The following is a 26,854-nucleotide window of genomic DNA, read 5'->3' on the forward strand; positions in this document are numbered from 1 at the left end:
AAGCATTTTGCTTATTCTTTAACTCCTCCTGCGGTTAAACCTTCCACCATATACCGCTGCAAAAACAGAAACAAGACGAGCAGCGGGGCTGTAGCCGTGACAGCTGCTGCAGCCGCCCCCGACCAGTTGGTGCTTAATTCGCCAAGGAAGGTAAGGGATAGCCCCGGACTGAGAGTCCGCATATTGAGATCACGAACAAGCGTCATGCCAAACAGAAAATCGTCCCACGCTACGAGAAAACAATAGATTGTTACCGCCATGATCCCTGGCTTGGTCAACGGCAAAACGATATGGATAAGCGCCTTTAGGCGTGTCGCGCCGTCGACCTCCGCGGCCTCTTCCAACTCGCCGGCGATCCCGTCCATGAATGTTTTCATCATCATAATAGAGAAAGGTAGCGCTGTCGTTGTTGCGGCTAACATCAACGCAAGCAGGGTGTTGAGCAAATGAAGCTTGCTGTATAGCGTGTACAGTCCGATCAATAACGTCACGGCGGGGAACATTTGCGACGATAGAAAGAAGACGAGCAGTAGATGGCTGCCCCGGAACCGGAAGCGCGAGAGGCCGTATCCGGCGAGAATCGAAACGGCAATTGAAAGTGCTGTTGATCCGGCCGCGACAATCGCGGTGTTTTTGTAAAAAGTAAGAAAGTTCGCCGAGAGCAGGACACCCTTATAGCTTTGCATCGTCAGCTTGAACGGAACCCATTGGGGTGGAAACTGAAACAGATCGTCGTTCGTCTGCAGTGAGACCGATACCAACCAGTAAACCGGAAATAGAAACAACGAAAGAATAACCGCAAGCAGGACATAAACACCGATATTGCTGCGGTTCAGCAGATGACGTCGAACAGTGGGAAGCCGATATACCCCCTTCATGACATACTCCGATGCGCCACACGGTTAAGTGGAACAGCGATGAGTAGCAGCAACAGCATCCATATTACGCCGATTGCCGAGCCCTTACCTAGATCGTAGGCCTGGAACGCCGTTTCGTACGTGTAAATAGCCAATGATTGAGTCGCGTCCGCCGGTCCGCCTCCGGTAAGAGCATAAAATAACGTGAACATTTGAAAGTTGGCAACGACCATCAACAGCGTCACGTTAGCGAGTACAGGTTTCAAAGCGGGAAGAGTAATATACAAAAATGTTTTTAATTTGCTTGCACCGTCAATTGTTGCAGCTTCATACCAGTCTCGCGGGACACCCTGCAGCCCGGCAAGCGTCATTACGGCGGCCAGCGGCGTCTGGCGCCAAATCGCAACGCCCATGATGCCATACAACGCCAAGTTTAAATCATTCAGAACGTTCAGCTTCTTGTCCGTTAATCCGCTCTGGATAAGCAAGCCATTCAAAACTCCATAATCAGCCTGATAAATCAGTAGGAAGACAAGCGCTGCGACAAGCGTTGGGATCGCCCACGGGATGAGCAAAATGCTGCGGAAGAACGCCCGAAATCGGATACGGCTGTTCAGCAGCAAAGCGCTCACGAGTCCAAGAACAATCTCAATGCCGACAGTGCATGCAACATACCGAAGCGTAATGGAGAGCGCATGATAAAATTCTTGTCCCGACAACAACGCCTTATAATTGGCCAGACCAATAAAGGGCTGTTCAGCCGAAAGCAACGAAGCGCCCCGGAAGCTCGTCGAAATGGAACGAGCCAACGGGATTAGAATCGTCACAGACAACAGCAGGGTCGCGGGTGCGACAAGCAGCATGCCGAACGCCTGATTTTTAAGGGTGCGAGACCATTTGATTGACATAGACTGCCTCCCCCCTTAGCTTATAAGTGTTTGAAATACAGGTTTGCCATTGCCTACTTCGCAGCATACAGTTCTTGAAGCTTCGGCAGTATCTTGGCGATAATAGCTGGAATATCCTCGGATGTTGTTGTCGCGAGCACAGTCAAGTTGGACGTTTCTTTCATAGCCTGTTCGAACGCAGGGTTGCCCGTCGGGAATGGGCTGGCCGTTTTCATCTGCTCATTGAATACCTTGGCGTAATCGTCCTCGTTCAGCTCGGGCAATGATGCAACTGAGGCGCGGGAGGACATGACTCCGTTAAGTTTGTGGTACAAAATCATGGCATCCTTAGATACCAGATACTTCACGAACTCAGCGGCTGCTTCGGCATGTTTGGTCGACGATGAGATAAGCAATTGATGCTCGGTGAAGACGGTCTCGGAACGTCCGGTCGCGCCGACAGGCACGGTTGTCACGCCCCACTCCTTATCGAAAACTTCCCCTTTGCCGCTAGTGGTTCGGAACGTGTTTCGGCCGAAGTCGCCGTCGACGAGCATGCCCAGCGAACCCGTCCCGAACATGGCGCGCAAATCCTTGATCTCGGCGCCGACCGGGGCAACATTCTTATTGGCGATGTCGCGCAGGTATTGCAGCGATTCTACGAGCGCCGAGCCTTGGTTGACGATCAGCTTGCCCTGATCGTCAACGAACTTACCGCCATGAGAGAGCGTTAAACGGAGCAGCATTTGGCCGGTGTAAGCGCCGGTTTTATTTGCTTCGCCGATACCATAGATTGGGTTGCCTTTATCGTCTTGTTTAAGCGCTGCGACTGCCTCCGCATATTTCAGAAGCTCGTCCCACGTCTTTGGCGGCGCATTGGGGTCGAGACCCGCTTTGGCGAACAGCGTCTTGTTCCAGAACAGCGCATTAGGATGCGGCGCCCACGGCATAGCGATCACTTTGCCGTTAAAGGTGACTCCTGCTTTGCTCGAAGGCAAAATATCGTCGATGATGTCACCGCCAAGTATTGTTTCTAGCGGCTGTACGATGTTTGCATTGCCGAATGCCGGCGTAAAGCTCTGGTTTGCCATCAGCACATCCGGCGTATTGCCTCCGGTAGAGGCAATGAGTACCTGATCTTTGTATTCGTTGAACGGGATGCCGAGTGACTTGATCTTGATGTTCGGATGGGCGTTTTCAAAACCTTCTACTAACTGGTTGTAGGCATCCTTCGTCGCATCCTCCGTTGAAATCCAGTTAGCAAACGTTAGTTCGATATTTTCTTCTAATAAGGCTGGTTGTTGTTGATTATCTTTTGAAACGTTGCCTGCCTGATTGACCGGCTTTGCGCCGTTATTACTGCTGCCCGAGCAGGCCGTTACGATGGTTAGTATTGCGGTGACGAGAGATAAAGTTACTATTTTCCATAATTTCATGACATTCCATCTCCTTTGAATTTGTTAACGGCTGAGCAATATCTCATGGGTGTAGCGTTCTGGATTGCAATAAGACAAGGAATATTGCAAAGGCTGATCACGGTTGTTGAACAACAGCGTCTGTATGACTAGCAATGCGGTGCCTTCGGGAACTTCGAGCAGTCTGGCGATGCGGGCGTCGGCATTGACTGCTGAGTAGCCTTGCGAGCCTTTCTTGACATTCATTCCGCTCTGTTCCAGCAGATCGAAGACAGTTGAGCGCCCAAGCCGCTCTTCCGTTATGACCCCGGATAAATTGATGTTGAAATAGTTCTCATCCACTATCACATGACCGCTGGATACCGCAATTCGTCTAACCGTACGGATCATCTGCGTAGATGCCGGAATGCCGAGTGCCTGTGATACGGCGGCCGGCGCTTCGCAGTGTCGGAATTCCGCGATTTCAATGGTCGGGTATAATCCCTGGCTGCGAAGCTGCTCGACTAGTCCGACCAGCTTCGTCGTGACAGCGGCGGAAGTACGCTGTGCAACGAAAGTGCCTTTTCCATGTTTGCGTTCAAGCCATCCCTCCGCAACAAGTTCTCCAAGGGCCTGACGGATGGGCGTACGGCTCAATCCCAACAGTTTCTCCAGTTCCCGCTCGCTTGGAATCGCGATACCTGGCTGCCATTGGCCGCTTTCGATTTGTTGTTTGATATACGTTTTGAGCTGGTGATACAACGGTACCACCTCTTGCAACAGTTCCAAGAATATTCCCCCTTTTGGTCTCTCTCTCGATCAAGTGGTAATCTGGTAATTACCAGTAAACGAAAAAGAGACAATTATTCGCAAAAACGAATAATTGTCTCCAGTGGACTGGTCAACAATGCAATACGTATAAATCGAACCCGATTAGTTGGAATTATACGGGGCAAGTGTGCGAGATGTCAATATATGTTTTTTGGCTGAAAACCAAAATCAGAACCGGCAAGATATCTCCTTTAATTGAAATGTGAAAGGACATTCGAGGATAGGCTTTTAGAGAAACGCCTTTATCGCGCGCAGATATCGGCATGATCCCATGAAGATTCTTAAACGCCCGTGCAAACGCTTCTGGCGAATCATATCCATATTTCATAGCTATATCAATAACCTTAAGGTATAAATGTGGACAAGGAAAAAAAGTATGTTTGTCTGGCGGTTGCGAGATCAATAGATCGCCTTCTCTGCTGGTGTATCGGTACAGATAGCCTTTTTATACATTGAATCGAAGACGACTCCGCTCTAAGATGATGAAAACAATCATCATATAGAAAAAGGTAGGGACTGAACGATGAAACGATTAAACTACATGCTGCTCTTAGGCATCGGCCTGATCTGGGGTTCCCAATTCTTCTTTGTGGATCTCGTTATTGGCAACATTACGCCGATTACACTGGCGGCCAGCAAAGCTGTGCTGGGCACCATTACCCTAGCTGTACTGTATCTATTCACAGGTAAAAAGGAGCGTACACCACTGCCAACCGGCACCTGGAAGTCCTTTATCCTGATCGGTTTATTTGAAGCTGTGGTTCCCTTCATCCTGATTGGCTGGGGACAGCAATATATCAACAGCAGCACTGCTTCGATTTTGTTAGGTTCCATACCGATCTTCACCATTGTGTTTGTGAAAATCTTTGTACCCAGCGAGAAGGTATCCTGGCAAAAATGGCTGAGTGTACTGATCGGCTTTGCAGGTCTGTGCCTGCTATTCGCTCCGGATCTGGCGTCGGCGTCCTTGGCTGGAAAAGGAAGCTTTATCGGTTATGCCGCACTACTCGGCGCTGCGATCAGCTTCGCGGCTTCCCTGCTGCTGATTAAGCGCCTTCCGCCCATATCGTCGATTCTGGCGATGCGCAACGTTTTGCTCGTGGCATCGGTTGTCCTAGTGCCGCTGGCCTTTATCTTTGAGGACCCAATGCATCTACACTTAAGCGGACAGCAGGTTCTATATGTCATCATCCTTGGGGTCTTTCATGCCGGGCTAGTCTACATGCTGTACAACACACTAGTCAGACGAACTGGAGCGGCCTTCACATCGTTAACCAACTATCTGGTTCCGTTGTTCGGTATCTTGCTCGGCACGTTGATTCTGGGAGATCACTTGGCTTGGACCTCTATCGCTGCGCTTATTGTTATTCTGGCTTCTTTGGCGATAGGCGAACTATCCGGCTCAGCGAAAGTCAAGCAATCCGGCTGAGTTCTTACCATTAGCGGCAGATGTGGTCGGTACTGATAGGTGCAGCCGAAAGCGGTAAATATAGCGGATATCAACAGGTGCAACCTTTAGCGGCAAATATAGCGGATACCAACAGGTGCAACCTTTAGCGGCAAATATAGCGGATACCAACAGGTGCAACCTTTAGCGGTAAATATAGCGGATACCAACAGGCGCAACCTTTAGCGGCAGATGCAGCCGGTACCGACAGGTATATTCCTTATCGTCAGACACAACAAAGAACCGGGAAGCGTGCAATCACACGTCTCCCGGTTCTTTTAATTGTCATCAGAGTCAGCCTCGACATAGTCTTTAAGGGCCAGTAATTTATTGGACCAGTATTGTTCAAAAAAGGTCAGCCATTCCTGTAGCTCCGCCAAAGGCTCCGGCTGAAGTCTGTACCGCGTCTCCCGTCCGACCTTCTGGCTGCTGACCAGCTGTGCATCGGACAGAACCTGCAGATGCTTATTAACAGCCGTTCGGCTGATTGGGTAGCAATCCGTAATAGATGCAATGGACATTTCCTTATCCGCTAGCAGCTTCAACAAACTACGGCGGGTAGGATCTGCGATGGCTTGAAAGACATCATGACCTGATTCCGCAACAGGCATATTAACCCTCGAGGTAGGCAGGAAGCTTCTCCTGCACGATTTTCTCCCAACCGCTGTTCATGAAGCCCCGGACGATTGGATGCGGTTGTCCAAATTCTGTCATCTTGTTGTGGTCCCAGCCAGAATGAATCAGCGTAAATTCTGTCTTGCCGTCGACTTCTTTCAATTCAAAGGCCAGATGCCAATCCTTGCCCCAATTGAAACCGAGCCGGTACGGTGGATCAAGCTCCGTTACTTTACAAGGCGAATCGCCGTATGGGCCGGCATGTAGGATGAACTCATGGCCTAGCACAGGTTCAAATGTACTTGGCATCCACCATGCGGCCATTCCTTCTGCCGTGGCAACAGCCTTCCATACTTTATCGATTGGGGCATTAAGAACAATAGTCTGACGAATTTCTGGCAATGATTCCTGAGTTGACATAACTGGCCTCCAGTATTCAATGTAACACCATTTGGGTTCACATCTGATTATAACACCTTTAGGTGTTATGTCAATTCACTATTGTTCCAGCGCAGTATTCGTCTTCCCGGCTTCCCGCAGCATCAGTAAACCAATGAACAAAGCCGCAGCCCCGATAATAATCAACAGCGCCCCGATTTCCAGACTATAAAAGGTCAGGGAGCCCCCGCGGAACCCCATTCCGCGAATGAGACGGTTAAGCCAATTCATTGGCAAGGCCCAGGCGGAGATTTGAAAAGCTTTCGGGAACGCAAGCGGACTCAGCTGAATACCCGTCACCAAAAAGGAAGGGTACAGCACAATACTGGTCCGGGAACCGACCTTGGAAATATCTTTTGCAGAATACCCTAGAAGCATTCCCAGCATTGATAAGGCAAATGAATAGACCAATAACGGAATCAAGAATAGAAAAGGTGAAACTTCAAAGCGCATACTGCCTAACTGTTTAAGGAGTCCGTAGCTTAAGAATAAGGACAGTGCACTTAGTACAGCGTAGGGAACACTACGGAGCCATAGCTGTGCCGGATTGCCGCCACCTGCGAACAGTCTCCCTTCCCTTCTTAACCGGGGTGCGACAGAACCCGCAGCAGTAGTAGTAATCATTAGAACGACGATATTCACAAAGCCCAGGACCATAAAGCTGACATAGCTTGTGGTCGGATTGTACAGCATTCGTTGTTGAAGGGCTAACGGAGACACCAGTCCCTTGGAAGCGTCGGCATCCATTCCACTTTGGCCCAGCCGGGTCAGGGAGATGGTCGTATTTTCCGTCTGGATGACCTCAGAAATCGCGGTTCGGATACCCGTTAATCCGGATGGCATGGAATTATCCATTAGGATTCCGATATTTGATGATTTCCCCTGCAGCTGGCGCAGCTCTAATTGACTTGGCAGCATAATAACCGCTACTGCTTTTTCGTTAGCCAGCAAGGTGTCAGGATCCATTCGATTAGGAAAAACATTCGTGACCTTCATATATTGGGATGCATTTAATTTGTTAATTAGCGACCGGGAGTACGCACTGTGATCCTCGTCAATCACTACAACGGGCGACTTGTTAATCTGATTATGGGAGAACATTAAACCAAAGAACAGGGCCGCAATTAGCGGAGCGATGAAAATCATCCTAACATACTTGCTGCCCGCTACGAATTTCCACTCGTCAATTAGCGAGTTCATCAAGATCAACCTCCGCTGTCATGCCGGGAAGCAGTTCAGCCTTGGCATCCATAGATATTCTGACCAGGAACATGCTTAAATCAGCTTGCCCTTTCTCACGTGTCATCCGCAGGCTCGCGAATTGTGGCGCAGTCGCAATGGAAGCTACCACACCCTTAGCCTCGGCAGGCTCATCCAAATTACGGAAATGAACAGTAACATTCTGATTTAACTTAAGCTTTTGAATAACCTCTTCTTGGACATAAAGATCGGTGTAATACGAGTTCTTCTGCAAAAGTGCTACCGGCATTCCGGGCTGCAGCTTATCTCCTGGCTTGACTACCAGTCTGTTAAGCTGGCCATCTCCCGGCGACACGATATCTGCTTTCGCACCATCTGCCGTCTGAACCGTGAACAAACTTTGCCCCTGCTTGACGGAATCGCCTACGGCCGCGTTGACCGCTACAATGGCTCCCGGACTTTTATCATAGAGGACTGTTGTCTGCTCCGCCTCCAGTATACCCTGTTTTCTGTGCTCTGCCTGAGTTACAGCATCATTGCCCTTGACAGTTAAAAGTATGCCGCCTGCGATCAATATAACCGCCAAACCAATAGATAAACCTGCTTTCAATTTCATTATTCTGACTCCCCTTTGATCTGATCGTTTCTATGCGTGAATCTTAACTTTCCTGGCAGCACTTTCGGCAGCCTCCATAATCACTTCCCCCAAGGTAGGATGGGGATGAATCGTCATGGCTAGATCCAGGGCAGTAGCCCCCATCTCAATCGCCAATCCCAGTTCTGAAATAAGGGTGGAGGCCTCTACACCAACGATTTGCGCACCAACTACAACCCCCGAGTCCGCATCCGCAATGATTTTTACGAATCCATCCACAGCCTTCAGAGCCAAAGCTCTACCATTAATAGAAAATGGTGATTTGCCGATGACCACGGATATCCCTTTCGCCCGGGCCTCCGTCTCACTCAAGCCAACGCTTGTTAACTCCGGCTCGGAAAAGACAACCAGCGGTAGAGCTTTGTAATCGACTATAGAGGCTGTATGTCCTGCAATAGCCTCGGCGGCAATTTTTGCTTCATAAGAAGCCTTATGTGCAAGCGCCGGACCAGCCGTAATGTCTCCAATTGCAAAAATGTGTGGGATAGCCGTCCGACATTGTGCATCAGTCTCGATCAGACCTCTATTCGTGACCTGCAAGCCAATGCGGCCCAGTCCCAGATTGCCGTCTGTATTCGGCTTTCTGCCAACAGTAATCAGCGCGTATTGTACGGTCAGCTGATGCTGCTCCTGATCTTTTGAATAATGCAGCGTAATGTTGTCTTCACCCTGGTCAGCCTTAGAAGCAATTGCCCCGGTGATGATCTGGATACCGTCAGCCTTCAGCTGTTTGATCACAGGTGCCGCAAGCTCCGCTTCGAATCCTGGCAGCACTTGTCCTCCTCCTTCGAGAATCGTGACCTGTGTGCCGAATTTGGCATACATCTGACCAAGCTCCACGCCGATGTATCCTCCCCCGATGATGGCCAGACTCTGCGGAATCTCGGAGAGTGACAATGCCCCGGTCGAGGACAGGATACGTCCGCCGAACGGCAGTGATGGTAGCTCAATCGGACGGGAGCCTGTTGCCAGAATGGCATTTTTAAAAGTAACAACCTGTTCTTGCCCATCCTTAGTAATGCTCGCAGTGTGTTCATCCAGCAGGCTCGCTTCGCCTTCCAGTACAGTGACACCGGCAGATTTCATCAAATAACCTACGCCACCCGACTGCTTGTTCACAACCGCCTGCTTGAATGCCTGGGCACCTGCAAAGGAAGCTGCGGCATCCACGGTTGCCCATTCTCTGAATGCACTAAAACGATGTGACTCAGCAATCATTGCTTTAGAGGGAATGCAGCCGACATGGGTGCAGACACCACCGAGACGATCACGTTCGACAACCGCCGTCTTTAATCCGAGCTGGGCGGAACGCTGGGCTGCCACATATCCCCCTGGACCTGATCCAATAACTAATGTATCCACTTCAATCTGACTCATGTTTGTTACCCCCAATCCTTTATTTTTAAAATATTATGATCGTAATATATTATTATCATCATATTTTAGAATCGTCAATAGCCCAGTTTATTGTTTTTCATGAAAGGCAGGCCGGTTGAGACAATTTGACACCCTTTATTATGATGATTATAATATTTTAAGAATTCATCTATATTTAACAACGGAGTGATGGCTATGCCTTATCCCGAAGGACATAAGTTAAAGGTTCGCGGCAAAATCATCGAAAGTGCAGCCCAGGCTTTTCGCACCCATGGCATCCGTGAGATTAGTGTTCCGTTCATTATGAAAGGGGCCGGACTGACCCACGGAGGGTTCTACTCACACTTTGAAAATAAAGAACAGCTGGTGGCCGAAGTCTGCCGGTATGCCATCAGTGACACGATTGCGCTTTTGCAAAAAGCTGCCAACGAGGAAACGCAAATCCCTAAGATTCATGCGGTTATCCATTACTATCTGAGCCAGCATCACCGCGACCAGACAGAGATGGGCTGCATCCTGCCCGCGCTTTCCAGCGAAATATCCCGGGCTTCAGAAGAAATCCGGCATATTTTCACCCAAGAGCTGGGACGAATGATCGACTTTATCTCCAATATCGCAGAGGTGGATAAGTCCGTCGGCAGTGCGCTGCTCAGTACCATGGTTGGCACGGTTGTACTGGCACGTTCCGTCAACGATGCCGCTTTGAGTGACAGTCTGCTTGCAGCAGGTAAACAACAGGCTAAAGCGCTGTTGGTTGCATAAGTGGCTGGTTTGCTGCTAGCTAAGCACCGCTTACAGCATATGCAGCAGACTAACGGCTAGCTAAAGCGCCGCTGCTGCTGCGTATACGGCCTGATGATTGTGCAAAAATCTCACTGGTGAGTGATCCCATCAAGCATTGAGCGTCGGGGATTGAACAATAGGCCCACATGACTTACCAACAACACCCAACAATAAAAAATCTCCCCTATACAACGGAGAGACTAGAAAGATCATTGCTATTTCTTACTTAACTAATTTAAATGTCATTTATGGAGAGCCCGCCTTAATGCGGCGATATATTGCACGAAGGTACGTTCACTGATTTCCGCTGAAGGAGCCACAACTTCAAATCCGTGAAAGCCTCCCGGATACAGATGAAACTCCGTTGGAACGCCAGCTTGGCAAAGCCGAGTTACATAATCAATCGTTTCATCCCGGAATGGTTCTAATTGTGCGATACACGTATAGGTAGGCGGTAAGCCTGACAAGTCAACTGCGCGATTTGGGGCCGCATAAGGCGACACTTCCCCCCTATGATTTTCACCCAAATAGGCTTTCCATCCCCGTAAAGTTAATTCCCTATTCCAAATTCGGGGATCTGTAATCTCATAACTGGATGATGTCTTATTCCGGTCATCAATCATCGGATAGAGCGGCATTTGAAATATAATCGATGGCCCCTTGCGATCTCTGGCCAACAAAGCGAGTCCCGCCGCTAATCCCCCGCCCGCACTGTTACCCGCAACCGCAATACGTGAGGCATCCACTTTTAGACTTGCAGCATTCTCAGAGAACCATGTCAAAGCGGCATAGCAGTCTTCCAATGGACCAGGAAACGGCGTTTCAGGCGGCAAGCGATAATCTACGGAGACGATAACACAGTGGGCTTCCTTCACAAAACGCACGCAGAGCTCATCATTCATTTCCGGGAGACCAACGACATAGCCACCGCCATGTATCCATAGACTTCCAGGAAGTATTTCGTTTCTTACGGCTGGTTCATAAATTCGCACACGAAGATCAGGATCTCCGGCAGCCCCTGGAATCATGCGATCCGTTATCGTGACCGCTTCATCCACATAAGGCTTAGCTGTAAAGAATGCTTGCAAATTTTTTCGAGTCACATAAAAATCTGCATTCAAGTTAGGCATACCCTCTAATACAACACCTATTTCAGAATCCCAAACCGGTTCCAACTTCTTATCCATTTCACTTCTCCTCCTTGGCCGAAATCGTCACTTCCCCCTTGTTAACCTGTAACAATTTCGCCATTCCAGCCCGAAGATATCGGCATAGAGGAATGTTCGTGTATGACTTTCCACTGCCCGTTTTGTTTTTCAAAACAATTGGTCTGACGAACAAGCATAGGAGGTTTGACAGTCCCATCTTTAGTTACCAAATTCCAGCTTTGAACGGACCAAACAACACCCATATCGCCGTTTATGATGGTATCCATTTGCATAATGTCAACTTTAAATGATTTTAATTGACTGAATGCTTTATCGAATTCTTCATATGCAGGCTTAATGCCTTTTGAGGCAAAAGGAGCAATATCAAACCAAACCGCATTGTCAGCCCAATGCTTCGTACTTTGTGCTCCAGTCATTGATTTTGACATTTCCTCAACAATAGAGATAAGGATCTCTTTATCTTTTTCCGTATTCATAAAATTGTTTTCCATCATGTTCTCCTTTTCAAAAAAGGTTTTATTCCCACTATACGAATTTAACTTAGGATTCTAACAATAGGGCTAGGTCACTATAAATTAAGCTCTGACAGATCGCCAGCAGAACTATACCGAGCTACATGTTGAATCGTTTTATCCATAAAAATGGTTCAAGTTCTTCTGGCGCAAACGTGCAATAATAGTATCCCTCTGTTATTCCATAAACATGTATTGGCGACAATTCAGCAGGTAGGACTGACTATGTTTAAGACATCATTCACCGATACCGATTCAACAGATTCTGTGCCCGTCGTTTTACTTCTTCAATGAGATGATCAGGCGCAAGTACCTCTACCTTATCCCCGAATCCTAAAATAAGCTGTACGATGTATTCCAAATTCGTATAGGGATAATTAATTTTGAGGCGATTGTCCCCCATCTTTTCATACGAACCATCACCCGTCAGATCAATCAATTGGTATTCAAGGGCAGCGTCGAACAATAACACTGCATGCTTCATTTCTTGAAATGAGCAGCGAATTGAAGACTCTCTTTCTCGATATCCCTCGGCTTATAAGTCTGGTCCGTTCCCTGCAAATCTACCATTCGCGTTAACCGGAACATCCTAAAGCCACCACGAAGCTCGCAATAGCCATATACGTACCAGGATGACCAGCGGAAAATAACATAATACGGTTCCAGCCGGCTCTGAGATTGTCCTTGATCTGAATAATATTGAAAGGTTACATAGGTTTCATTCTTTAATGCCTCTCGAATAAGACTGATTTTCTGGGGAATGCTTGTCCGATGAAAGGTAGTCAGATCAATTAAAAATCGGTTGTTAAGGGTCAATAAGCTTTCGTGCTTGGATGCCAATTTTTCAAGAACGGCATTGCTATGTTGCTGATTCAACGACACGCTCTCAAAGCTCTTTAAGCCGATTATGATATGATCCAGTTCGTCAACCGTCAGCATATTTTCTTTAAGCCTAAAGCCTTCCGCCAAACCGACACCACCATCGCCGCCTTGATAAGTCACTACCGGAAGACCGGCCATGCCGATGGCCTCCATGTCTCTATAAATGGTTCGTACCGAAACCTCAAAATGATCCGCCAATACTCTAGCTTTCGTCTGCCCGTGATTAAGCAGATACGTTACAATCCCAAGTAATCGATCTGTTTTCAATTTTAATCACCTCTTTCCTAGAGACTTAGGCAGCTCTACATCAATTTTCCGGTAACTATAAACTTCGTTGCTACATAAAACAGAATAACAAAGTGAATATGCCATCTGTTTGTCATATTCATTTTTTAGCGTGGGATACTCTCCATATTCACTCGAACACTTCCTTCGCAACCTTTAGCGCCGCAGCGGCCCGCGGCCATCCTGCATAAAAAGCAAGATGGGTTATCGCTTCGACTAGCTCACCTTCTGTGAGGCCATTCTCCCGGGCTAGTCGGAGATGATAAGGCAACTGCTCCGATTGTCCTCCGGCAATCAAGGCAGCCACGGTGACCAGACTGCGCTCACGAAGCGACAGCTCTGTCCTTCTCCACACATCTCCGAAGAGGACATCTTCGGAATATTGGACAAAAGCGGGGGCGATCTCGCCAAAAGAGTCCCGCGCAGTCGATTTTATAAGGGGATGCTTCATGCCAAGCCACCCTCCTTCCGGTTCTCCGGGGCTTGGATCATCTGAGCAATGCCGTTGCCAAACGTCCAATCTTCAAACTCCGTCTCAACTAAGATTGCAAATACATCATCTTGCCTAATGTTTACTTTGCTCGCCAAATTTTCAGCCAAGCTTTTATAAAAACCCGTCTTCTGCGCAGTGCTTCTGCCCGACTTCAAAGTAACCTGAATATACAACAGCCGATCACTCCGCTCGACATTCAGATAATTGCGGTTGTAGTAAAATTCATAAGGCTTATGGGCATGATAGACTTGAAAAAAGTCATCTTCCGGCACATTAAAATGTTCCACCAGACCCTCCATGATCACTTCGCTGATCAAAGGCAACTCCTCAGGCTTGTACTGACCTTCCTGGTAGCTTACACGAATAAATGGCATATGTTTTCGCTCCTTTTATGGGATGTCTCCATTGTACGCCTGCTATCTCCATCTATATAATTGAATAAACTGATATTCTTGTTCTAAAATATAGATGGAGGTGTGAGCCATGGATCTAAGAGAACTCACTGCTTTTCACACTATTATTCAAGAGGGAACCTTCGCCAAAGCAGCGGCAAAATTGAACTACGCACAATCCACCATTACGAATCAGATTCAGCGCTTGGAGAAAGAATTGGGTCTCCAGCTCTTTAAACGAGGATGGGAAGCGGAGTTAACGGATGCCGGGGTCATGTTCGCTTCAGAGGTCGACAAGCTGATCCAGCACTGGAATTATGCAGCGGAGCAGGCCAGAGCCTTGCAGCAAGACGAAATTGGAACCCTGACCATCGGCGGGCTAGAATCATTAGCTGGTCATGTGCTGCCTGTCGCGCTGCGCCAATTCAGGGAGCATAAGCCCCGGATCGCGTGCAACATCATCATTGGGAACACCGATTTCCTGTCACAAGCGCTGCTGCATAAGGAGCTGGACTTTGCCATTTGCGGCGAGCCAGCAGACTTATCCTCTTTTCACTTTGAACCGCTGTATGAAGAAAAAATGTCCTTTATCGTTCCCGCCAACCACCCTGTGGCTAAAAAAGCGGATCTATCCTTTGCAGACCTGCTGGACTATCCTCTAATTGTTGGTGGACACACCTGTTTATATTCTTTGCGATTATCTAGAGAGTTATCCCGTTTCGACAAGGCACCATTTCTAAATACCGTGGGCCAAATATCTGCCATTCCAGGTTTCGTGCGGGAGTTGGACGTTGTTGGTGTGGTTCTGGAGTCAACGAACTTGCCGGAGGGATTAGTTAAATTAGAGGTGGATATGAATAATTCTACGATTCCGATTGGTCTACTTCAGCTTCGAAAAGATGAGTATCTTCCAGCTTCGAGATCGCTAATGATGGATTTGATAAGGGAGAAGGTACGACGGTAAATCGCAAAGATACAGTCTCAAAAGCTCTAATATGTTACAATCTTTCTATACTCTTCAATGGAAGGTGATTATATGGAAGGCACAGTGAATATATTAGGTGTCCCTTTCTCCAAACTAACTCTTGATGAAACTACACAACAACTAGCTAGACATATCCAAAAGGAACAGCCCCATCTGTATCATCTAATCACAGCCAACCCGGAAATTACAATAACCCATCAAACAGATACTGTACTTCAAACCATCGTAAGAGAGGCTGATTTAATTACTCCGGATGGAATTGGCATTGTGATTGCGTCCAAAAGAAAAGGGCAGCCTATTTCTGAAAGAGTGACCGGTTATGATCTGCTCCTTCGGCTCTTGGAACAAGGAAATGCATTGGGTTGGAGCTTCTTTTTTCTGGGGACGGACGAGGAGACAAACCGTAAAGCTGTTGAAGCAATCAACAGGCGTTACCCAAATGTTAAAATTGCAGGGCGGCATAATGGCTTTTTCAACAGTGAAGAAGAAGCTGGCATCCTTGAGAACATACAGCACACCAAGCCGGATATACTTATTATTGCGATGGGGGCACCTTACTCCGACAAATGGATCTATAAGCATAAGCAAGAACTCAATCAAGTTAAGGTGGTTTTTGGCGTTGGGGGAAGTCTGGACGTCATTGCCGGAAAAGTAAACCCTACCCCGAGAGTCTGGAAGACTCTCAATCTGGAGTGGCTACATAGATTACTGACTGTCCCCGTTGTAAAAGGTCAAAAATCACGCTGGCGCAGACAATCCGCCCTCCCAAAATTTGTGTACCGGGCCATCATCAAGGGCTAATACCCCCTTTCCCAACAGCGCAAAAAGAGGGGTCTCCCCCTCTATTCCATATATCTTATGTTTAATCCTCTTGCCTACTACTCCGCATGCCCCTGTCTTCCAGCGTAATAAGGCTCTCCCGGATCAATGTCCAGCACGACCCGATGCGGCGCGGCCAGTGCGTACTGGTGCTCACAGCGCCAGCGCATCTCTTCGGTGAAACCAATCGTCTCCCCATCGTCAATAATGTCTCCCTGATCGAACAGATAATAAGCGATATCCGTTAACTGTCCAGCTACTTCACCTGGCTCGAGATCGTAGAAATGACACTGCACATCAGGTATTCCGAGCGCGGCAAGTCCCAGCGAATCCATCAGACCTTCCCGCCGTCCGCTTCCGGTGCCCTCCACATTGTAGAAACGTATATTCATCGCCCCATACAGAATCGCACCCTGTTCCACCGCAGCTAGATAGGCCCCGGGTTCCACCAGCTTATCGCTCTCCCGAAAATAGATAGCCTCGCAAGGTGCCGTTTCCAGGATAGCCCTGAGCGTCCCAGTTAAAAGCTGCAATCTGGCCTTTGGCTCCAATCCGGAGCTCATCAAGTCTGTCAGCATCAACGAGTAGTGGCAGCCCTCCAGCGCCTGCGCTGCCTCCGGCCAATGCCAAGCTTGCTGAATAGCTGTCGCATATTGATCAGCCGAACGGTGGTCCACTTCCATCAGACTGGTCTGAGCGGGAATCGCCCCATCTGTATATTGAACCTGATAATTCAAATGGAAAAAGTGCAGCATTTCCTTCTCTTCAGCTTCATTAGCCTCCCATACGGCAAGCTTGGGATCTTTGTTGTCCCCGGTTGCCGGCTGTTCGACTTGACCCGTGTAGGCTTCCATTTTCGCATACAGCAAATCTCTGTCCAGCTTCGGCTTCTTGCTGTATTTCAGTTCAATGCCGTAAACTCTTGCGAAGCCAAAGTCCTTTTGCTCATCTATAACATCAGTCATAATTCAATTGTCCTCCTGCCGTTAACTAGAATAAAGCGAACAATATGTACGCTCAAAATTCCCTGCCAATAAATCCTCCTTGCGGATAAAAAAGTGCAGTAACCCGGCATCCCACCAGCAGAAGCCCACATCGTTATCCGATTCCAGTTCAAGTAGCATAAGCGTATCCTGAATTTCTTGCATAGCTGCTGCCTCATCTCCGCCAAAATGATCAGTGATCTGGGACAGCGCATCTTTTTTACTATAGTTGTATTCCTCACCGGTCAGAAGCATCAACGCCGCTTCATATTCCGCATCATCATGCTGGCCAATCGGATAACCGAACATCCGCACTACTTCGCTGCTCTGACGGTCGCTGAGCGCATAACTGAAATCCTCATACTCCTCGTAATCCACCGTCTCGTTCTCAACTTGGTCGCTATCGACATAAGCGTAATTCGGTGCTTCAAGCGAGGCTTTGCGATTAGCTTCATTCAGGTTCAAAGTAGTCCTCCTCAGGTCATAGGCATAAATCTATTCTATCTGATCCTGGGAGTGCCTTCTATAATGCTATGTGCCCAGGTACCTTGGAGCTATAGAGGGGTATAGAGGGATAGCACTACTATTTTCACAAGATTGCATTTCGATGCCCCATTAGTAAGCCTACTCTATATCAGATCCTGCCAGCATCTTTATCTGAAGCGTATTTGGCTTGATTGTACTCAAAAAAAAACACCTCAGAGTCTTAACTCTAAAGTGCCTTTATAAATTCAATCATTTCATTATTAGCTTTGAGCGCTGACTCCTGGCAATAATGGCTCGAACCAGGATCGCTGAATCCATGTTTAGGGCCTAAAACTTCAACACGAACGTTATTTTTCTTACGCAATGCCGAACTTAGTTCTTCAACATTAAATGATTGTTCCTCTTTAGGGAAAAATAACAAGACCGGGCATGTAGGATCAATATCCGTGTAATCTCTAATCCGTGAACCATAGTAACCTATGACTCCGTCACATAAGCCTTCTTCTTCCGTACACAACCATGCGGTAGTTGCCCCCACACTGAAGCCAAGCACTAGCACTGTCTGATATTGTTCTCTGATCTGTCTAATTAGACTTTCTACCTGCGAAAAGGCCTTTTCAAAACCTACGTTGTGAACAAAATGCCCATAAGCCAATTTTTCTTCATCATAACGAAAAGACCGTTCTACATTCAGCAAATCGGGGCAGTATACATCGACCAGCAGCTGTTCAGATAGCGCTTGGCAGGTGTTGGTCATATGCTCATTTGCCCCATAAATCTCATGAACAACAACAATAGCTGCGTCAGAATTATTCAGATAGGTTAGCATTAAACTCTCCTTATATAACAATTGCTGGCACATCGAGATTCGAAAATCTTGACATACCAGCAATCGGGATACAAGCTACTAAGACAATTTCACCAGGCTGTAGTTCTTCTTACCCTTACGGATGATGATAAAACGCCCACCAATCGCTTGATCTGCGGTCACCTCGAACGCTACATCGGTTACGCGCTCGCCATTCAGCGAGATCGCACCCTTCGTAATGTCTTCGCGTGCTTGACGTTTGGACGGCTCAATGCCGAGACCCACAAGCCAATCGACAATGTTCTTCGACTCTTGTGTCGCTTCAAATGTCGGCATTTCTTTGAAGCCCTGCTCGATCTCATCGGCCGTTAGTGATTTAATGTCACCGCTGAACAGCGCCGCTGTGATGCGTTTGGCTTGCTCCAGCAATTCTTCGCTATGAACAAATCTCGTCATTTCCTCTGCCAACGCTTTTTGTGCTTCACGTTTATGTGGCTCGGTCTGTACCTTTTCAGCCAGTTCGTTAATTTGCTCTTTTGAGAGGAAGGTGAAGTATTTCAGGTATTTCACGACATCGCGGTCGTCAGTGTTTGCCCAGAATTGGTAGAATTCGAAAGGCGTTGTTTTATTCGGATCAAGCCAGATCGCTCCACCGGCTGATTTACCGAATTTGGTGCCATCTGATTTCAGCATCAGCGGAATCGTCAGACCGAACGCTTTCGATTCAGAGCCTTCTTTTCTACGGATCAGATCCAGACCGCTTGTAATATTCCCCCACTGGTCGGAACCGCCGATTTGCAACTGTACATCCTCATTCTGGAACAGGTGCAAGTAATCCAGTGATTGCAGAATCTGGTAAGAGAACTCTGTAAAAGAGATCCCGCTCTCCAGACGGCTCGCCACAACATCCTTCGCCAGCATCGAGTTGATGCTGAAGTTTTTACCATAATCACGCAAGAATTCAATAACATTGATCTTATGTGTCCAATCGTAGTTGTTCACCATACGCATCTGATTGTCACCCTCGGTGATGAACAGCTTCTTCAATTGAGCCGCCAGTGCATTCACGTTGTCCTGGATTTGCTCCAGCGTCTGCAGGGACCGCTCGCTTTGCCGGCCGCTTGGATCACCAATCGTTCCTGTAGCTCCGCCAATCAGAATCACCGGACGGTGTCCAGCCAGCTGAAAACGTTTGAGCACCATGAACGGAATCAAGTGACCAATATGCATACTGTCACCCGTTGGGTCTACCCCGCAGTACAGCGAGACTGCTTTTTGATTCGTCAGCTCCCGCAGTCCCTCGGCATCCGTCTGTTGATTGATGGCGTCGCGCCATTCCAATTCGTCAATAATATTCAAATCATTCCACTCCTCAGTCATAGTTATCTAGTATCCAAACATGATTCCACGAAAAAAAAATCGCCCCTTGTCTATTGTAGACATAGGGACGATTCAATAACCGTGTTACCACCCAGCTTGCAGCGATGGATACCTGTGCTAACGCACACCAATGCTGCCACTCTTAGCGAAGTATCGATCGCCATTCCGCTCGGCATTACCCGAGATACTCCAGAGTGTAATTCGACAGACTTAGTGTGTACCGGGTTCCATCACCCCCGGCTTTCTGTGACAGGGACTAAGCTGCTACTGGGCTCTTTCAACGTATATCGTATATTAGAATACAGACAGTATATGTGAATTCTGACATCGATGTCAACCACTTAGAGTAGAAATGCTGTTGTCCCCAGCTCCCAGCCGTTTAAGAACGGCACATAACAGAACTCCGATAACGACATACACTGCGATCAAGCCAACAATACCAGACCAGCCGAATTCATGATACAGCAGACCGCCGCCCGTACCGCTCAGACTGGAGCCTACATAGTAGAAGAACAGATACAATGAATTGGCTTGCGACTTATGTTCCTTGGATACCAGTCCGACCCAGCTGCTGGCAATCGAATGGCCACCGAAGAAACCGAACACGAACAACGTAATCCCAAGTATTTTAAATACTAAGCTTCCACAGCTGGTAAGTAATGCACCGCTCAAAAAAATACCCAAAGCTGCCAGCATGATCGGAATCCGTCCATATCGGTCGGCCATTCTGCCCATCCAGGTTGAGCTAATCGAACCCATGATATATACGACAAAAATACTACCTACCAAAGACTGGCTTAGATTATAAGGTGCCCCTAGCAGCTCAAACCCGATATAGTTGAACAACGTCACAAATCCGCCCATGAACAAAAATCCCAAACCGTACAGACATAACAGTCTCACGTTAACGAGCTGCGTCCAGAGCAGCGGCACCAGTTTGCTTAGCTCTAACTTACGCTTCACAAAGTTCCGGGATGCCGGAATGGTCAGCCAAAACACGATTGAAGCCAGTATACTGAGACTTCCCAGCACTGTTGTCGCCACGCGCCAATTGAACCAGTCAGTTAACAGCCCGCTTATAATCCTCCCAGCCATGCCACCAATCGCATTTCCGCTTATGTATAAGCCCATGGCATAGCCGAGACTATTCTTATCCATCTCCTCCGACAAATAGGTCATCGCAATAGCAGGCAAGCCTGCAAGCACAATACCCTGTACGATACGTAACAGCAAAAGCATGTTGAAGCTGGTACTAAAAGAGAAGGCCACCGTAATTACTGAAGCTGCCGCCAGCGACGCGGTCATGATCGTTTTTCTTCCCCATGCATCCGACAGTGCACCGACGAACAGCATCGTAAGCGCCATAGCAATTGTCGTAACCGACATCGCCAGGCTCGCCAGAGTAGGCGTAATGTTGAAATCCAAGGTTAACTCAGGGATTATAGGCTGGAGACAATAAAGAAGTGCGAATGTACTGAAACCGCCAGCGAACAACGCTAGACTGCTGTGTTTAAATTCTCTTGTTCCTTGCTGTATTCCCATTACATCTATCCTTCGTTGATTAATTCATGCTTTGTGCCTTTACTACTGTTGATACAGCCTACGCTCCATGTGAGTAATAAATTCGAAACCATCCTCTGTCACAACAACGGTATCCTCAATCTGGAATCCACCCGCACCCAGCTCATAATATGGCACCTCTACGCAAAGGACCATTCCCTTCTCAAGCACACTATGATCGCCTGGCGATAACGTTATACCATCGTAGAGTTCCAAACCAATCGCATGGCCTACATGCTGACGCCGGTAATGCGGAATCCCTTCCTTTTGCACAGTAGTCAGCGCCGCTTCGAACACCTCGGAGGCTTTGACACCAGGTCTGATCATGTCGAGCGCCCGTTCCCAGCCGGTCTTAACGTATTGAAAATGGTTCCGTTGCCACTCCGTCGGCTCACCTAATACGGCTGTCCGTCCGGTATCGGCCCAATACCCGCCTAATTGCAAACAAAGATCGAAGCGGACGAGATCTCCCGGTGCAATGGTGTGAAAATAGTTTTCGATTAGCGGCAAGGCGCTGCGTGGACCGGCACCCACAGCGGTCATTGCCGGAACGGCATTACCCTTCACAGCGGCAAGACGATAATGCTGCGCTATATCCGCTTCATGAACGCCTGCGGCGATCATCGCAATCAGCTCGCTTTCTGCCTGCTCGTTCAGCGCCGCAGCTTTTTTCAACAGGGCAATCTCGGCCTCTGTCTTCACCCCGCGGATTTGCCGGAACAGAGCATACGCCGGGAACGCTCCACCTCTCGGTAGCAGTTCATTCAGCTTGCTATAAATATCCGGGGCCATCCGCATCTCATCGACACCGACAGGTTGTCCTTTGATACCCAGTTGTGTTAGAGCCGCCTCCAACGCTGCGAAAGGAGTGGCATAGGATGGAGTATTTTGCAGCAAATCATAGAAGAGATCAATATCAGGCGTTGAAGGCTTGCCTGCAATGGACCCTTCCACAAAGAAATCACTGTAGACATAGAGGTCTGCACCTGAAATGCCCATCTGGGCAATCACGCCCAACCGGTTCGTGGGGATAATAATGCAAGGACGCTGCTCTGGATTTTTTGGCATGACCGCATAAATCTGCATCGTCCAATTGGTCGCGCGAAGCTGTGAGCCAATCGTATAAGCTACATTCTCCGGTGTTGTTGCAATGAGAGCAGACAAGCCATGACGCTCCATGTAGGCCGCTGCCCGGCTGCGGTTGGCAATGACGACATCACTCATGGGAACAACCTCCTATTTTTTAAAATATAAGAATTTATATGTTTTACGCTATAAATCATCCTTATATTTCTCGCTGAAACGGATGTCGTCCCTTAGAGGACGGCAAAGCCGTTTCTACTTTTTGCCCAGCATTTTCTCCATGGCCGGCGCTGATTTCAGCGCGACTTTGATGCCAAAGAAGAGCAGCAGGGCAAATACAATCATCATGACAGACACAACGGCGATCGTAGGGTCCTGCCATTTTTCCATATAAATAAACAGCTGAATCGGCAAGGTATAACTACCCTGACGTAAAATGAGCAACGCGGTTTCCACCTGGTCGAAAGTAAAGACAAACGAAATCGCACCGGCCATGAGCAAACTGATTTTCAACTGCGGCAAGGTAACGGTGAAGAAGACTCTTAGCGGCTTGGCGCCAAGATCAGCAGCGGCTTCACGATCAGCCGGCTTCAGGTTCGCCAGCGCACCGCCGACAATAGAAATCACAAAAGGAAACACTGTGACTGCTTCGCCTAAGATCAGTGCAAACAGGCCACCTGCGATATGCATTTTGGAGAACAGAATCAAATAGGCAACGCCCAGTGTAATCTTCGGAACGACCATCGGAGACATGAAAAAAGCCTTCAGAACGCCACTCCCCGGAAAGGGATAATACAGAATCCCCATTGCCGCGAGTGTCCCCCCAACTAAAGCAAGCAGGGTTGCACCGCTGGAGGCAATCAGACTGTTAACAAACGCCTGACCAAACTGCTTCTGTGACGCCAAATGACTGTACCATTCTGTAGAGAAGCCTTTGGGCGGAAACACACTGGAGGTGCCTGCACCAAAGGATGTCAGGATAATAATCAGCAGCGGTAGCGTCAGAAACAGACAGATCAAGATCGCTGCAACGTACAGTACCCATTTAAAGCTAACATTCTTTGTACGCACCTTATCGACCTCCTACAGTACTACGTCTGTACATCAACCATTCAGCGGATCGGTTCACTATTAGGGAGACCAGTATCGAAGCTGCGAACAAAAACAGACTCGCTACCGCAGCCATCGGCCAGTTCGTATCGAGTGTCCGCTGGTAAATAAACACGGGCAAGGTCATCACACGTCCGCCCCCGATCAGTTGAGGGGTTGTAAAAGCTGTGAGACACAGCGTGAACACGATTTGTACGCCGCTGGCAATTCCTCTTGCCGATAACGGAAAGGTAATCGTGAAGAATGTCCGCCATTTTCCGGCCCCCAAATCATGTGCGGCATGCTTGAGTACCCCGTCATTCTGAAGCAGCACGCTCAATATCGGAAAGACCATGAACGGCAGGAAGATATGCACAAGCGCAATAACGACACCTGTCTCATTATGCATCAGATTAAAGCCCGTCTCCGTAAGACCCAGCTTCATAAAGATCCAGTTTAGGAAGCCTTGGCGGGAAAGGATGATCATCCATCCATAAGAACGGACCACAGCGCTGATCAGCAGCGGCATGAAGGTCACAAGCAGCATCACTTGCCGCCAGCCGGAGCTGCGCACCCCTGCAATAACATAGGCGAGTGGATAGGCTAGCAGCAAGCTCCAGAAGGTCACCTTTAACGCAAGCCGGAAGGTAGAGCCTATCAATTTCCAATAATACGGATCACTCAAAAATGCCTTATACGTATCCGGGCGCCAGGCCGATACAATAGTCCCTTGCTCAAAAGCATCGAAGCTGAATCGGCTAAAAATCAGCATACCGGCCAAATAAATAATCCCCATCAGCAGCAGCGCAGGCAGCAGTAACAGCAAGCGCATGAGCCAGGAGGACTGGCCCTGCGACGGCCTTTGAACAGGCCTGCTGGACGCTTTGGTCATGATTACGCCTCCCTCGAGTCATCAAGGAACAGTGCATACTCTCGCTGAAAACCAAGCGCTATCTCTTGCCCCACGCCATATATAGGGTTTCCGGGCTGGTACTGTACATTAGCTGTCAACTCATAGCCGCCGCCAATAGCAATTTTGTAACGGATGCTCGCACCGCCATATACACTCTCCAGGATCTTTCCGGTCAACTGATTATCACAGCGCTCCGCGCTTTCTCCCAGCCCGACATATTCATAGCGTAATGAAAGATGACCTGTCGATCCCACGCCAGCTGCCCCCGGGTTCCGCGCTTCAAGCGTTCGGCCGCAGCACTCCACGATCAGCTTGGAGCCGCTACTCTCAATTACCTTAGCTTCCAGCAAATTCGTATCCCCGATGAACTTGGCTACAAAGCTGTCTACCGGCCGCTCATAGATTTCACTAGGTGTACCATATTGTAAAATGACGCCGGAGCGCATAACAGCAATGCGGTCAGACAGATTCATCGCTTCATTCTGGTCATGCGTAACAAAGATAAAGGTCCCACCGAATTCGCGCTGAATACGCTTGAGTTCATGCTGCATATTCAATCGCAGCTGCATATCAAGGGCCGATAGCGGCTCGTCCAGCAGCAGCACCTCCGGCTTATTGACCAAAGCCCGTGCAATGGCAATCCGCTGTGCCTGACCACCCGACAACTGCGATATGCTGCGATTGCTGTAATCGGACAGCTGCACCAGCTCCAGCACCTCCGCCACACGTTTCTTGATTTCAGCCTTACCCATTTTTTTTACCTTAAGGCCATACGCAATATTGTTGTATACATCCATATGAGGAAACAGCGCCAGCTGCTGGAAAATCATGTTCGTATTGCGTCCATAAGCCGGCACTCCGGAAACATCTTTACCAGAGAGCAGAACGACTCCCTGATCCGGATGCTCCAATCCGCCAAGGATCCGCAGCAGCGTTGTTTTGCCACAGCCGCTGGGGCCAAGCAGGGAGATAAACTCCCCCCGCTTCACCTCAAGTGAAACCTGATTCAAGGCTGTATGCCCAGCGAATTGTTTCACAATATTACGGGCCTCGATGGCTGTTGCCTCAGCATGCTGATAGCTCATGATGCCAATCCCACCTTCCTCCACTTACTTTACAGCTTTTACAGATTCGTTTTGACGAGACGATCCCAAAGTTCTTTCCATTTGGAGCTGTCCTCAGCCATTTTACTCCAATCCGGGTTGATGCCTTTGCTTTGCACCTCTGCGGAGAAGGATGGATCATTCTTATACTTGTCAGGAACGGTCGCCTTCGTACTAGTGAATGGTGTGCCTGTCTCTTCAGCATAGCGGGTCAAGGCATCCGCAGAGATTAGCTCATTGATAATTTCATTAGCCACACGAGCTTGTTCCGGTGTAGATCCTTTTACAATTTGCAGAGAGTAAGGGAAGGATATCGCGCCTTCCTTCGGATAGGCAACTGCCAGTGGCGAACCGCCATCAATCCAGGTCTGTGCGACTTGGGCGCTGAACGGTGCGATTAGGGCATCCCCTGAATCAAGCAGGCTCTTAAGCTGATCGTTTGAGGTCACCAGGGTCTGAATTTGGCTGCTATGATCACCCCAGAACTTAAAGGCAGGTTCCGGATTGTCATACGTTGCGCCTAGCTCGTTGCCTTTAACGGCAATCAGCGGCGAAATCACTGGGTAGAACATGTAATCCCAAAGTGCGACTTTGCCTTTGAATTGCTCATTGTCCCATAGATCATTCCAGCTGGTTGGCGGGGTCTTCACAAGATCCTTGTTGTATACCAGTGAAAAGCTGGAGATGCCCCAAACAATCCCTTTGTTGTCAGCTTGATGATATTGCTCTGGAATGTCAGCAAGATTCGTCACAATAGAAGGATCCAGCGATTCCCACATATCATCCTTCAGGCCTTTGGCTGAAGCGTCAGCATTGAAATATCCGAAGTTGACGATCGGGTTGTTCGGATCAGCTTGCTTGCCGGCAACCATTTTCGGATACATTACAGAGTTGGATGATTCCTCGAAGGTTACTTCGACGTTGGGATGAGCTGCCACATATTTCGCTACAACCTCTTTAGGCACTACATCCTGATTGGAGCCTGCCCAGATGAACATCGTCAGCTTAACTTTGTCTTCCTTGCTATTGCTTGTATTAGAGCTTTGTTCTGAACCTGTATTACTTCCCGTATTAGATCCGTTGTTAGAAGCTGTGTTGTTACCGCCGCAAGCTGTTACAGCTAACGCAGTCGCCAAGGTAAGTGCAGACAGAGCCAGGGAACGTTTCTTTAATTTCATGGTAATCTCTCCTTGTTTAATGGATCTATATAAGATAAATCTATACAAGATGAACTTAGGATCTGAACGTAATATCCGAACGTAAGATCCAAACGTAAGATCTGAACGTAAAGCTCGGTCGTCATTACGGTGATGTTTGGACTTGAACTCTAATCGGATTCTAAGCCTGTTCAAACAAGCTGACTAACGGGAATTTCTCCAGTTATTTTGCTCATTCCGCAGAGATGGGGCACATTAACAGGAAAAACTC

General features: G+C 48.3%; 29 protein-coding genes and 1 pseudogene. 4 read left to right on the plus strand and 26 right to left on the minus strand.

Annotation, left to right across the window (positions count from 1 at the left end; translation table 11 throughout):
* Positions 1 to 11 precede the first annotated feature (11 nt).
* The 5 genes and pseudogenes from ACFVU8_RS20510 to ACFVU8_RS20530 form a co-directional block, all read right to left on the minus strand.
* Positions 12 to 878, minus strand: a complete 867-nt coding sequence (locus ACFVU8_RS20510) for a carbohydrate ABC transporter permease (protein WP_175371264.1) — start codon at positions 876 to 878, stop codon at positions 12 to 14.
* On the minus strand, positions 875 to 1,765 hold the full coding sequence (locus tag ACFVU8_RS20515; protein WP_387429781.1) for a carbohydrate ABC transporter permease: 891 nt from the start codon (positions 1,763 to 1,765) through the stop codon (positions 875 to 877). Before ACFVU8_RS20515 ends, ACFVU8_RS20510 begins: the two co-directional genes overlap by 4 nt.
* A gap of 53 nt (positions 1,766 to 1,818) precedes the next feature.
* Complete coding sequence (locus ACFVU8_RS20520) at positions 1,819 to 3,180, minus strand: ABC transporter substrate-binding protein (protein WP_387429784.1); 1,362 nt, start codon at positions 3,178 to 3,180, stop codon at positions 1,819 to 1,821.
* Positions 3,181 to 3,204: 24 nt separating this feature from the next.
* Positions 3,205 to 3,927 carry a GntR family transcriptional regulator gene (locus ACFVU8_RS20525; RefSeq protein WP_387429786.1) on the minus strand — a complete coding sequence of 241 codons (723 nt, stop codon included), beginning with the start codon at positions 3,925 to 3,927 and terminating at the stop codon, positions 3,205 to 3,207.
* A gap of 223 nt (positions 3,928 to 4,150) precedes the next feature.
* Positions 4,151 to 4,315, minus strand: a pseudogene (locus ACFVU8_RS20530) (helix-turn-helix transcriptional regulator); the annotation flags it as partial.
* A 177-nt stretch (positions 4,316 to 4,492) separates the two neighbouring features.
* On the opposite strand from ACFVU8_RS20530, the gene ACFVU8_RS20535 reads away from it, so the two are divergent.
* On the plus strand, positions 4,493 to 5,398 hold the full coding sequence (locus ACFVU8_RS20535) for a DMT family transporter (protein WP_387429789.1): 906 nt from the start codon (positions 4,493 to 4,495) through the stop codon (positions 5,396 to 5,398).
* Positions 5,399 to 5,694: 296 nt separating this feature from the next.
* Here the strand turns inward: ACFVU8_RS20535 and ACFVU8_RS20540 are convergent, their stop codons facing one another.
* From ACFVU8_RS20540 to lpdA, 5 genes are all read right to left on the minus strand, one after another.
* Positions 5,695 to 6,027 carry an ArsR/SmtB family transcription factor gene (locus tag ACFVU8_RS20540; RefSeq protein ID WP_387429791.1) on the minus strand — a complete coding sequence of 111 codons (333 nt, stop codon included), beginning with the start codon at positions 6,025 to 6,027 and terminating at the stop codon, positions 5,695 to 5,697.
* A gap of 1 nt (position 6,028) precedes the next feature.
* Positions 6,029 to 6,451 (minus strand): SRPBCC family protein, encoded by a 423-nt coding sequence (locus ACFVU8_RS20545; protein WP_387429793.1) that lies wholly within the window; start codon positions 6,449 to 6,451, stop codon positions 6,029 to 6,031.
* 78 nt (positions 6,452 to 6,529) lie between these two features.
* Entirely contained in the window at positions 6,530 to 7,669 is a 1,140-nt protein-coding gene (locus ACFVU8_RS20550; RefSeq protein ID WP_387429796.1) for an ABC transporter permease, read from the minus strand.
* Positions 7,653 to 8,285, minus strand: coding sequence for a biotin/lipoyl-containing protein (locus tag ACFVU8_RS20555; protein ID WP_387429798.1), 633 nt, complete (start codon positions 8,283 to 8,285; stop codon positions 7,653 to 7,655). Before ACFVU8_RS20555 ends, ACFVU8_RS20550 begins: the two co-directional genes overlap by 17 nt.
* A gap of 30 nt (positions 8,286 to 8,315) precedes the next feature.
* Complete coding sequence (lpdA, locus tag ACFVU8_RS20560) at positions 8,316 to 9,701, minus strand: dihydrolipoyl dehydrogenase (RefSeq protein WP_387429800.1); 1,386 nt, start codon at positions 9,699 to 9,701, stop codon at positions 8,316 to 8,318.
* A gap of 195 nt (positions 9,702 to 9,896) precedes the next feature.
* On the opposite strand from lpdA, the gene ACFVU8_RS20565 reads away from it, so the two are divergent.
* On the plus strand, positions 9,897 to 10,463 hold the full coding sequence (locus ACFVU8_RS20565; RefSeq protein WP_387429801.1) for a TetR/AcrR family transcriptional regulator: 567 nt from the start codon (positions 9,897 to 9,899) through the stop codon (positions 10,461 to 10,463).
* A gap of 263 nt (positions 10,464 to 10,726) precedes the next feature.
* On the opposite strand, the gene ACFVU8_RS20570 is transcribed toward ACFVU8_RS20565, so the two are convergent.
* The 6 genes from ACFVU8_RS20570 to ACFVU8_RS20595 all read right to left on the minus strand — a co-directional run bounded on the left by ACFVU8_RS20570 (position 10,727) and on the right by ACFVU8_RS20595 (position 14,199).
* Complete coding sequence (locus ACFVU8_RS20570) at positions 10,727 to 11,512, minus strand: alpha/beta hydrolase (RefSeq protein ID WP_387430132.1); 786 nt, start codon at positions 11,510 to 11,512, stop codon at positions 10,727 to 10,729.
* A 200-nt stretch (positions 11,513 to 11,712) separates the two neighbouring features.
* Positions 11,713 to 12,147 (minus strand): YybH family protein, encoded by a 435-nt coding sequence (locus ACFVU8_RS20575; RefSeq protein ID WP_387429803.1) that lies wholly within the window; start codon positions 12,145 to 12,147, stop codon positions 11,713 to 11,715.
* 259 nt (positions 12,148 to 12,406) lie between these two features.
* Positions 12,407 to 12,637: a helix-turn-helix transcriptional regulator gene (locus ACFVU8_RS20580; protein ID WP_387429804.1), complete on the minus strand. Its 231-nt coding sequence runs from the start codon at positions 12,635 to 12,637 to the stop codon at positions 12,407 to 12,409.
* Positions 12,638 to 12,645: 8 nt separating this feature from the next.
* Positions 12,646 to 13,314, minus strand: a complete 669-nt coding sequence (locus tag ACFVU8_RS20585; RefSeq protein ID WP_387429807.1) for a helix-turn-helix transcriptional regulator — start codon at positions 13,312 to 13,314, stop codon at positions 12,646 to 12,648.
* Between the two features lie 148 nt (positions 13,315 to 13,462).
* Positions 13,463 to 13,783 (minus strand): carboxymuconolactone decarboxylase family protein, encoded by a 321-nt coding sequence (locus ACFVU8_RS20590; RefSeq protein ID WP_387429809.1) that lies wholly within the window; start codon positions 13,781 to 13,783, stop codon positions 13,463 to 13,465.
* Complete coding sequence (locus tag ACFVU8_RS20595) at positions 13,780 to 14,199, minus strand: tautomerase family protein (RefSeq protein WP_387429811.1); 420 nt, start codon at positions 14,197 to 14,199, stop codon at positions 13,780 to 13,782. Before ACFVU8_RS20595 ends, ACFVU8_RS20590 begins: the two co-directional genes overlap by 4 nt.
* A gap of 109 nt (positions 14,200 to 14,308) precedes the next feature.
* On the opposite strand from ACFVU8_RS20595, the gene ACFVU8_RS20600 reads away from it, so the two are divergent.
* Together ACFVU8_RS20600 and ACFVU8_RS20605 are read left to right on the plus strand one after the other, a co-directional pair.
* Positions 14,309 to 15,181, plus strand: coding sequence for a LysR family transcriptional regulator (locus tag ACFVU8_RS20600; RefSeq protein WP_387429814.1), 873 nt, complete (start codon positions 14,309 to 14,311; stop codon positions 15,179 to 15,181).
* A gap of 72 nt (positions 15,182 to 15,253) precedes the next feature.
* Positions 15,254 to 16,003, plus strand: coding sequence for a WecB/TagA/CpsF family glycosyltransferase (locus tag ACFVU8_RS20605; RefSeq protein WP_387429817.1), 750 nt, complete (start codon positions 15,254 to 15,256; stop codon positions 16,001 to 16,003).
* Positions 16,004 to 16,080: 77 nt separating this feature from the next.
* On the opposite strand, the gene ACFVU8_RS20610 is transcribed toward ACFVU8_RS20605, so the two are convergent.
* From ACFVU8_RS20610 to ACFVU8_RS20655, 10 genes are all read right to left on the minus strand, one after another.
* A complete protein-coding gene (locus tag ACFVU8_RS20610) occupies positions 16,081 to 16,986 on the minus strand; it encodes a DUF4261 domain-containing protein (RefSeq protein WP_387429820.1) in 906 nt (301 codons plus the stop codon).
* 21 nt (positions 16,987 to 17,007) lie between these two features.
* Positions 17,008 to 17,469, minus strand: a complete 462-nt coding sequence (locus tag ACFVU8_RS20615; RefSeq protein WP_387429823.1) for a DUF1963 domain-containing protein — start codon at positions 17,467 to 17,469, stop codon at positions 17,008 to 17,010.
* A gap of 247 nt (positions 17,470 to 17,716) precedes the next feature.
* Positions 17,717 to 18,319 carry a dienelactone hydrolase family protein gene (locus tag ACFVU8_RS20620; RefSeq protein WP_387429825.1) on the minus strand — a complete coding sequence of 201 codons (603 nt, stop codon included), beginning with the start codon at positions 18,317 to 18,319 and terminating at the stop codon, positions 17,717 to 17,719.
* A 78-nt stretch (positions 18,320 to 18,397) separates the two neighbouring features.
* Positions 18,398 to 19,657: a tyrosine--tRNA ligase gene (tyrS, locus tag ACFVU8_RS20625; RefSeq protein ID WP_387429828.1), complete on the minus strand. Its 1,260-nt coding sequence runs from the start codon at positions 19,655 to 19,657 to the stop codon at positions 18,398 to 18,400.
* Between the two features lie 354 nt (positions 19,658 to 20,011).
* Complete coding sequence (locus ACFVU8_RS20630; protein ID WP_387429831.1) at positions 20,012 to 21,220, minus strand: MFS transporter; 1,209 nt, start codon at positions 21,218 to 21,220, stop codon at positions 20,012 to 20,014.
* A gap of 42 nt (positions 21,221 to 21,262) precedes the next feature.
* On the minus strand, positions 21,263 to 22,462 hold the full coding sequence (locus tag ACFVU8_RS20635) for a M24 family metallopeptidase (RefSeq protein ID WP_387429833.1): 1,200 nt from the start codon (positions 22,460 to 22,462) through the stop codon (positions 21,263 to 21,265).
* Between the two features lie 114 nt (positions 22,463 to 22,576).
* Positions 22,577 to 23,392 carry an ABC transporter permease gene (locus tag ACFVU8_RS20640; protein WP_379464843.1) on the minus strand — a complete coding sequence of 272 codons (816 nt, stop codon included), beginning with the start codon at positions 23,390 to 23,392 and terminating at the stop codon, positions 22,577 to 22,579.
* 1 nt (position 23,393) lies between these two features.
* Positions 23,394 to 24,302, minus strand: coding sequence for an ABC transporter permease (locus ACFVU8_RS20645; RefSeq protein WP_387429836.1), 909 nt, complete (start codon positions 24,300 to 24,302; stop codon positions 23,394 to 23,396).
* Between the two features lie 2 nt (positions 24,303 to 24,304).
* The gene (locus ACFVU8_RS20650; RefSeq protein WP_387429839.1) at positions 24,305 to 25,408 is read right to left on the minus strand and encodes an ABC transporter ATP-binding protein; all 1,104 of its coding nucleotides are present in this window, start codon (positions 25,406 to 25,408) and stop codon (positions 24,305 to 24,307) included.
* 38 nt (positions 25,409 to 25,446) lie between these two features.
* Positions 25,447 to 26,604: an extracellular solute-binding protein gene (locus ACFVU8_RS20655; protein WP_387429842.1), complete on the minus strand. Its 1,158-nt coding sequence runs from the start codon at positions 26,602 to 26,604 to the stop codon at positions 25,447 to 25,449.
* Between the last annotated feature and the right edge of the window lie 250 nt (positions 26,605 to 26,854).

The organism is Paenibacillus sp. NPDC058177, from assembly GCF_042883835.1.
GTDB lineage: Bacteria > Bacillota > Bacilli > Paenibacillales > Paenibacillaceae > Paenibacillus_AQ > Paenibacillus_AQ agri.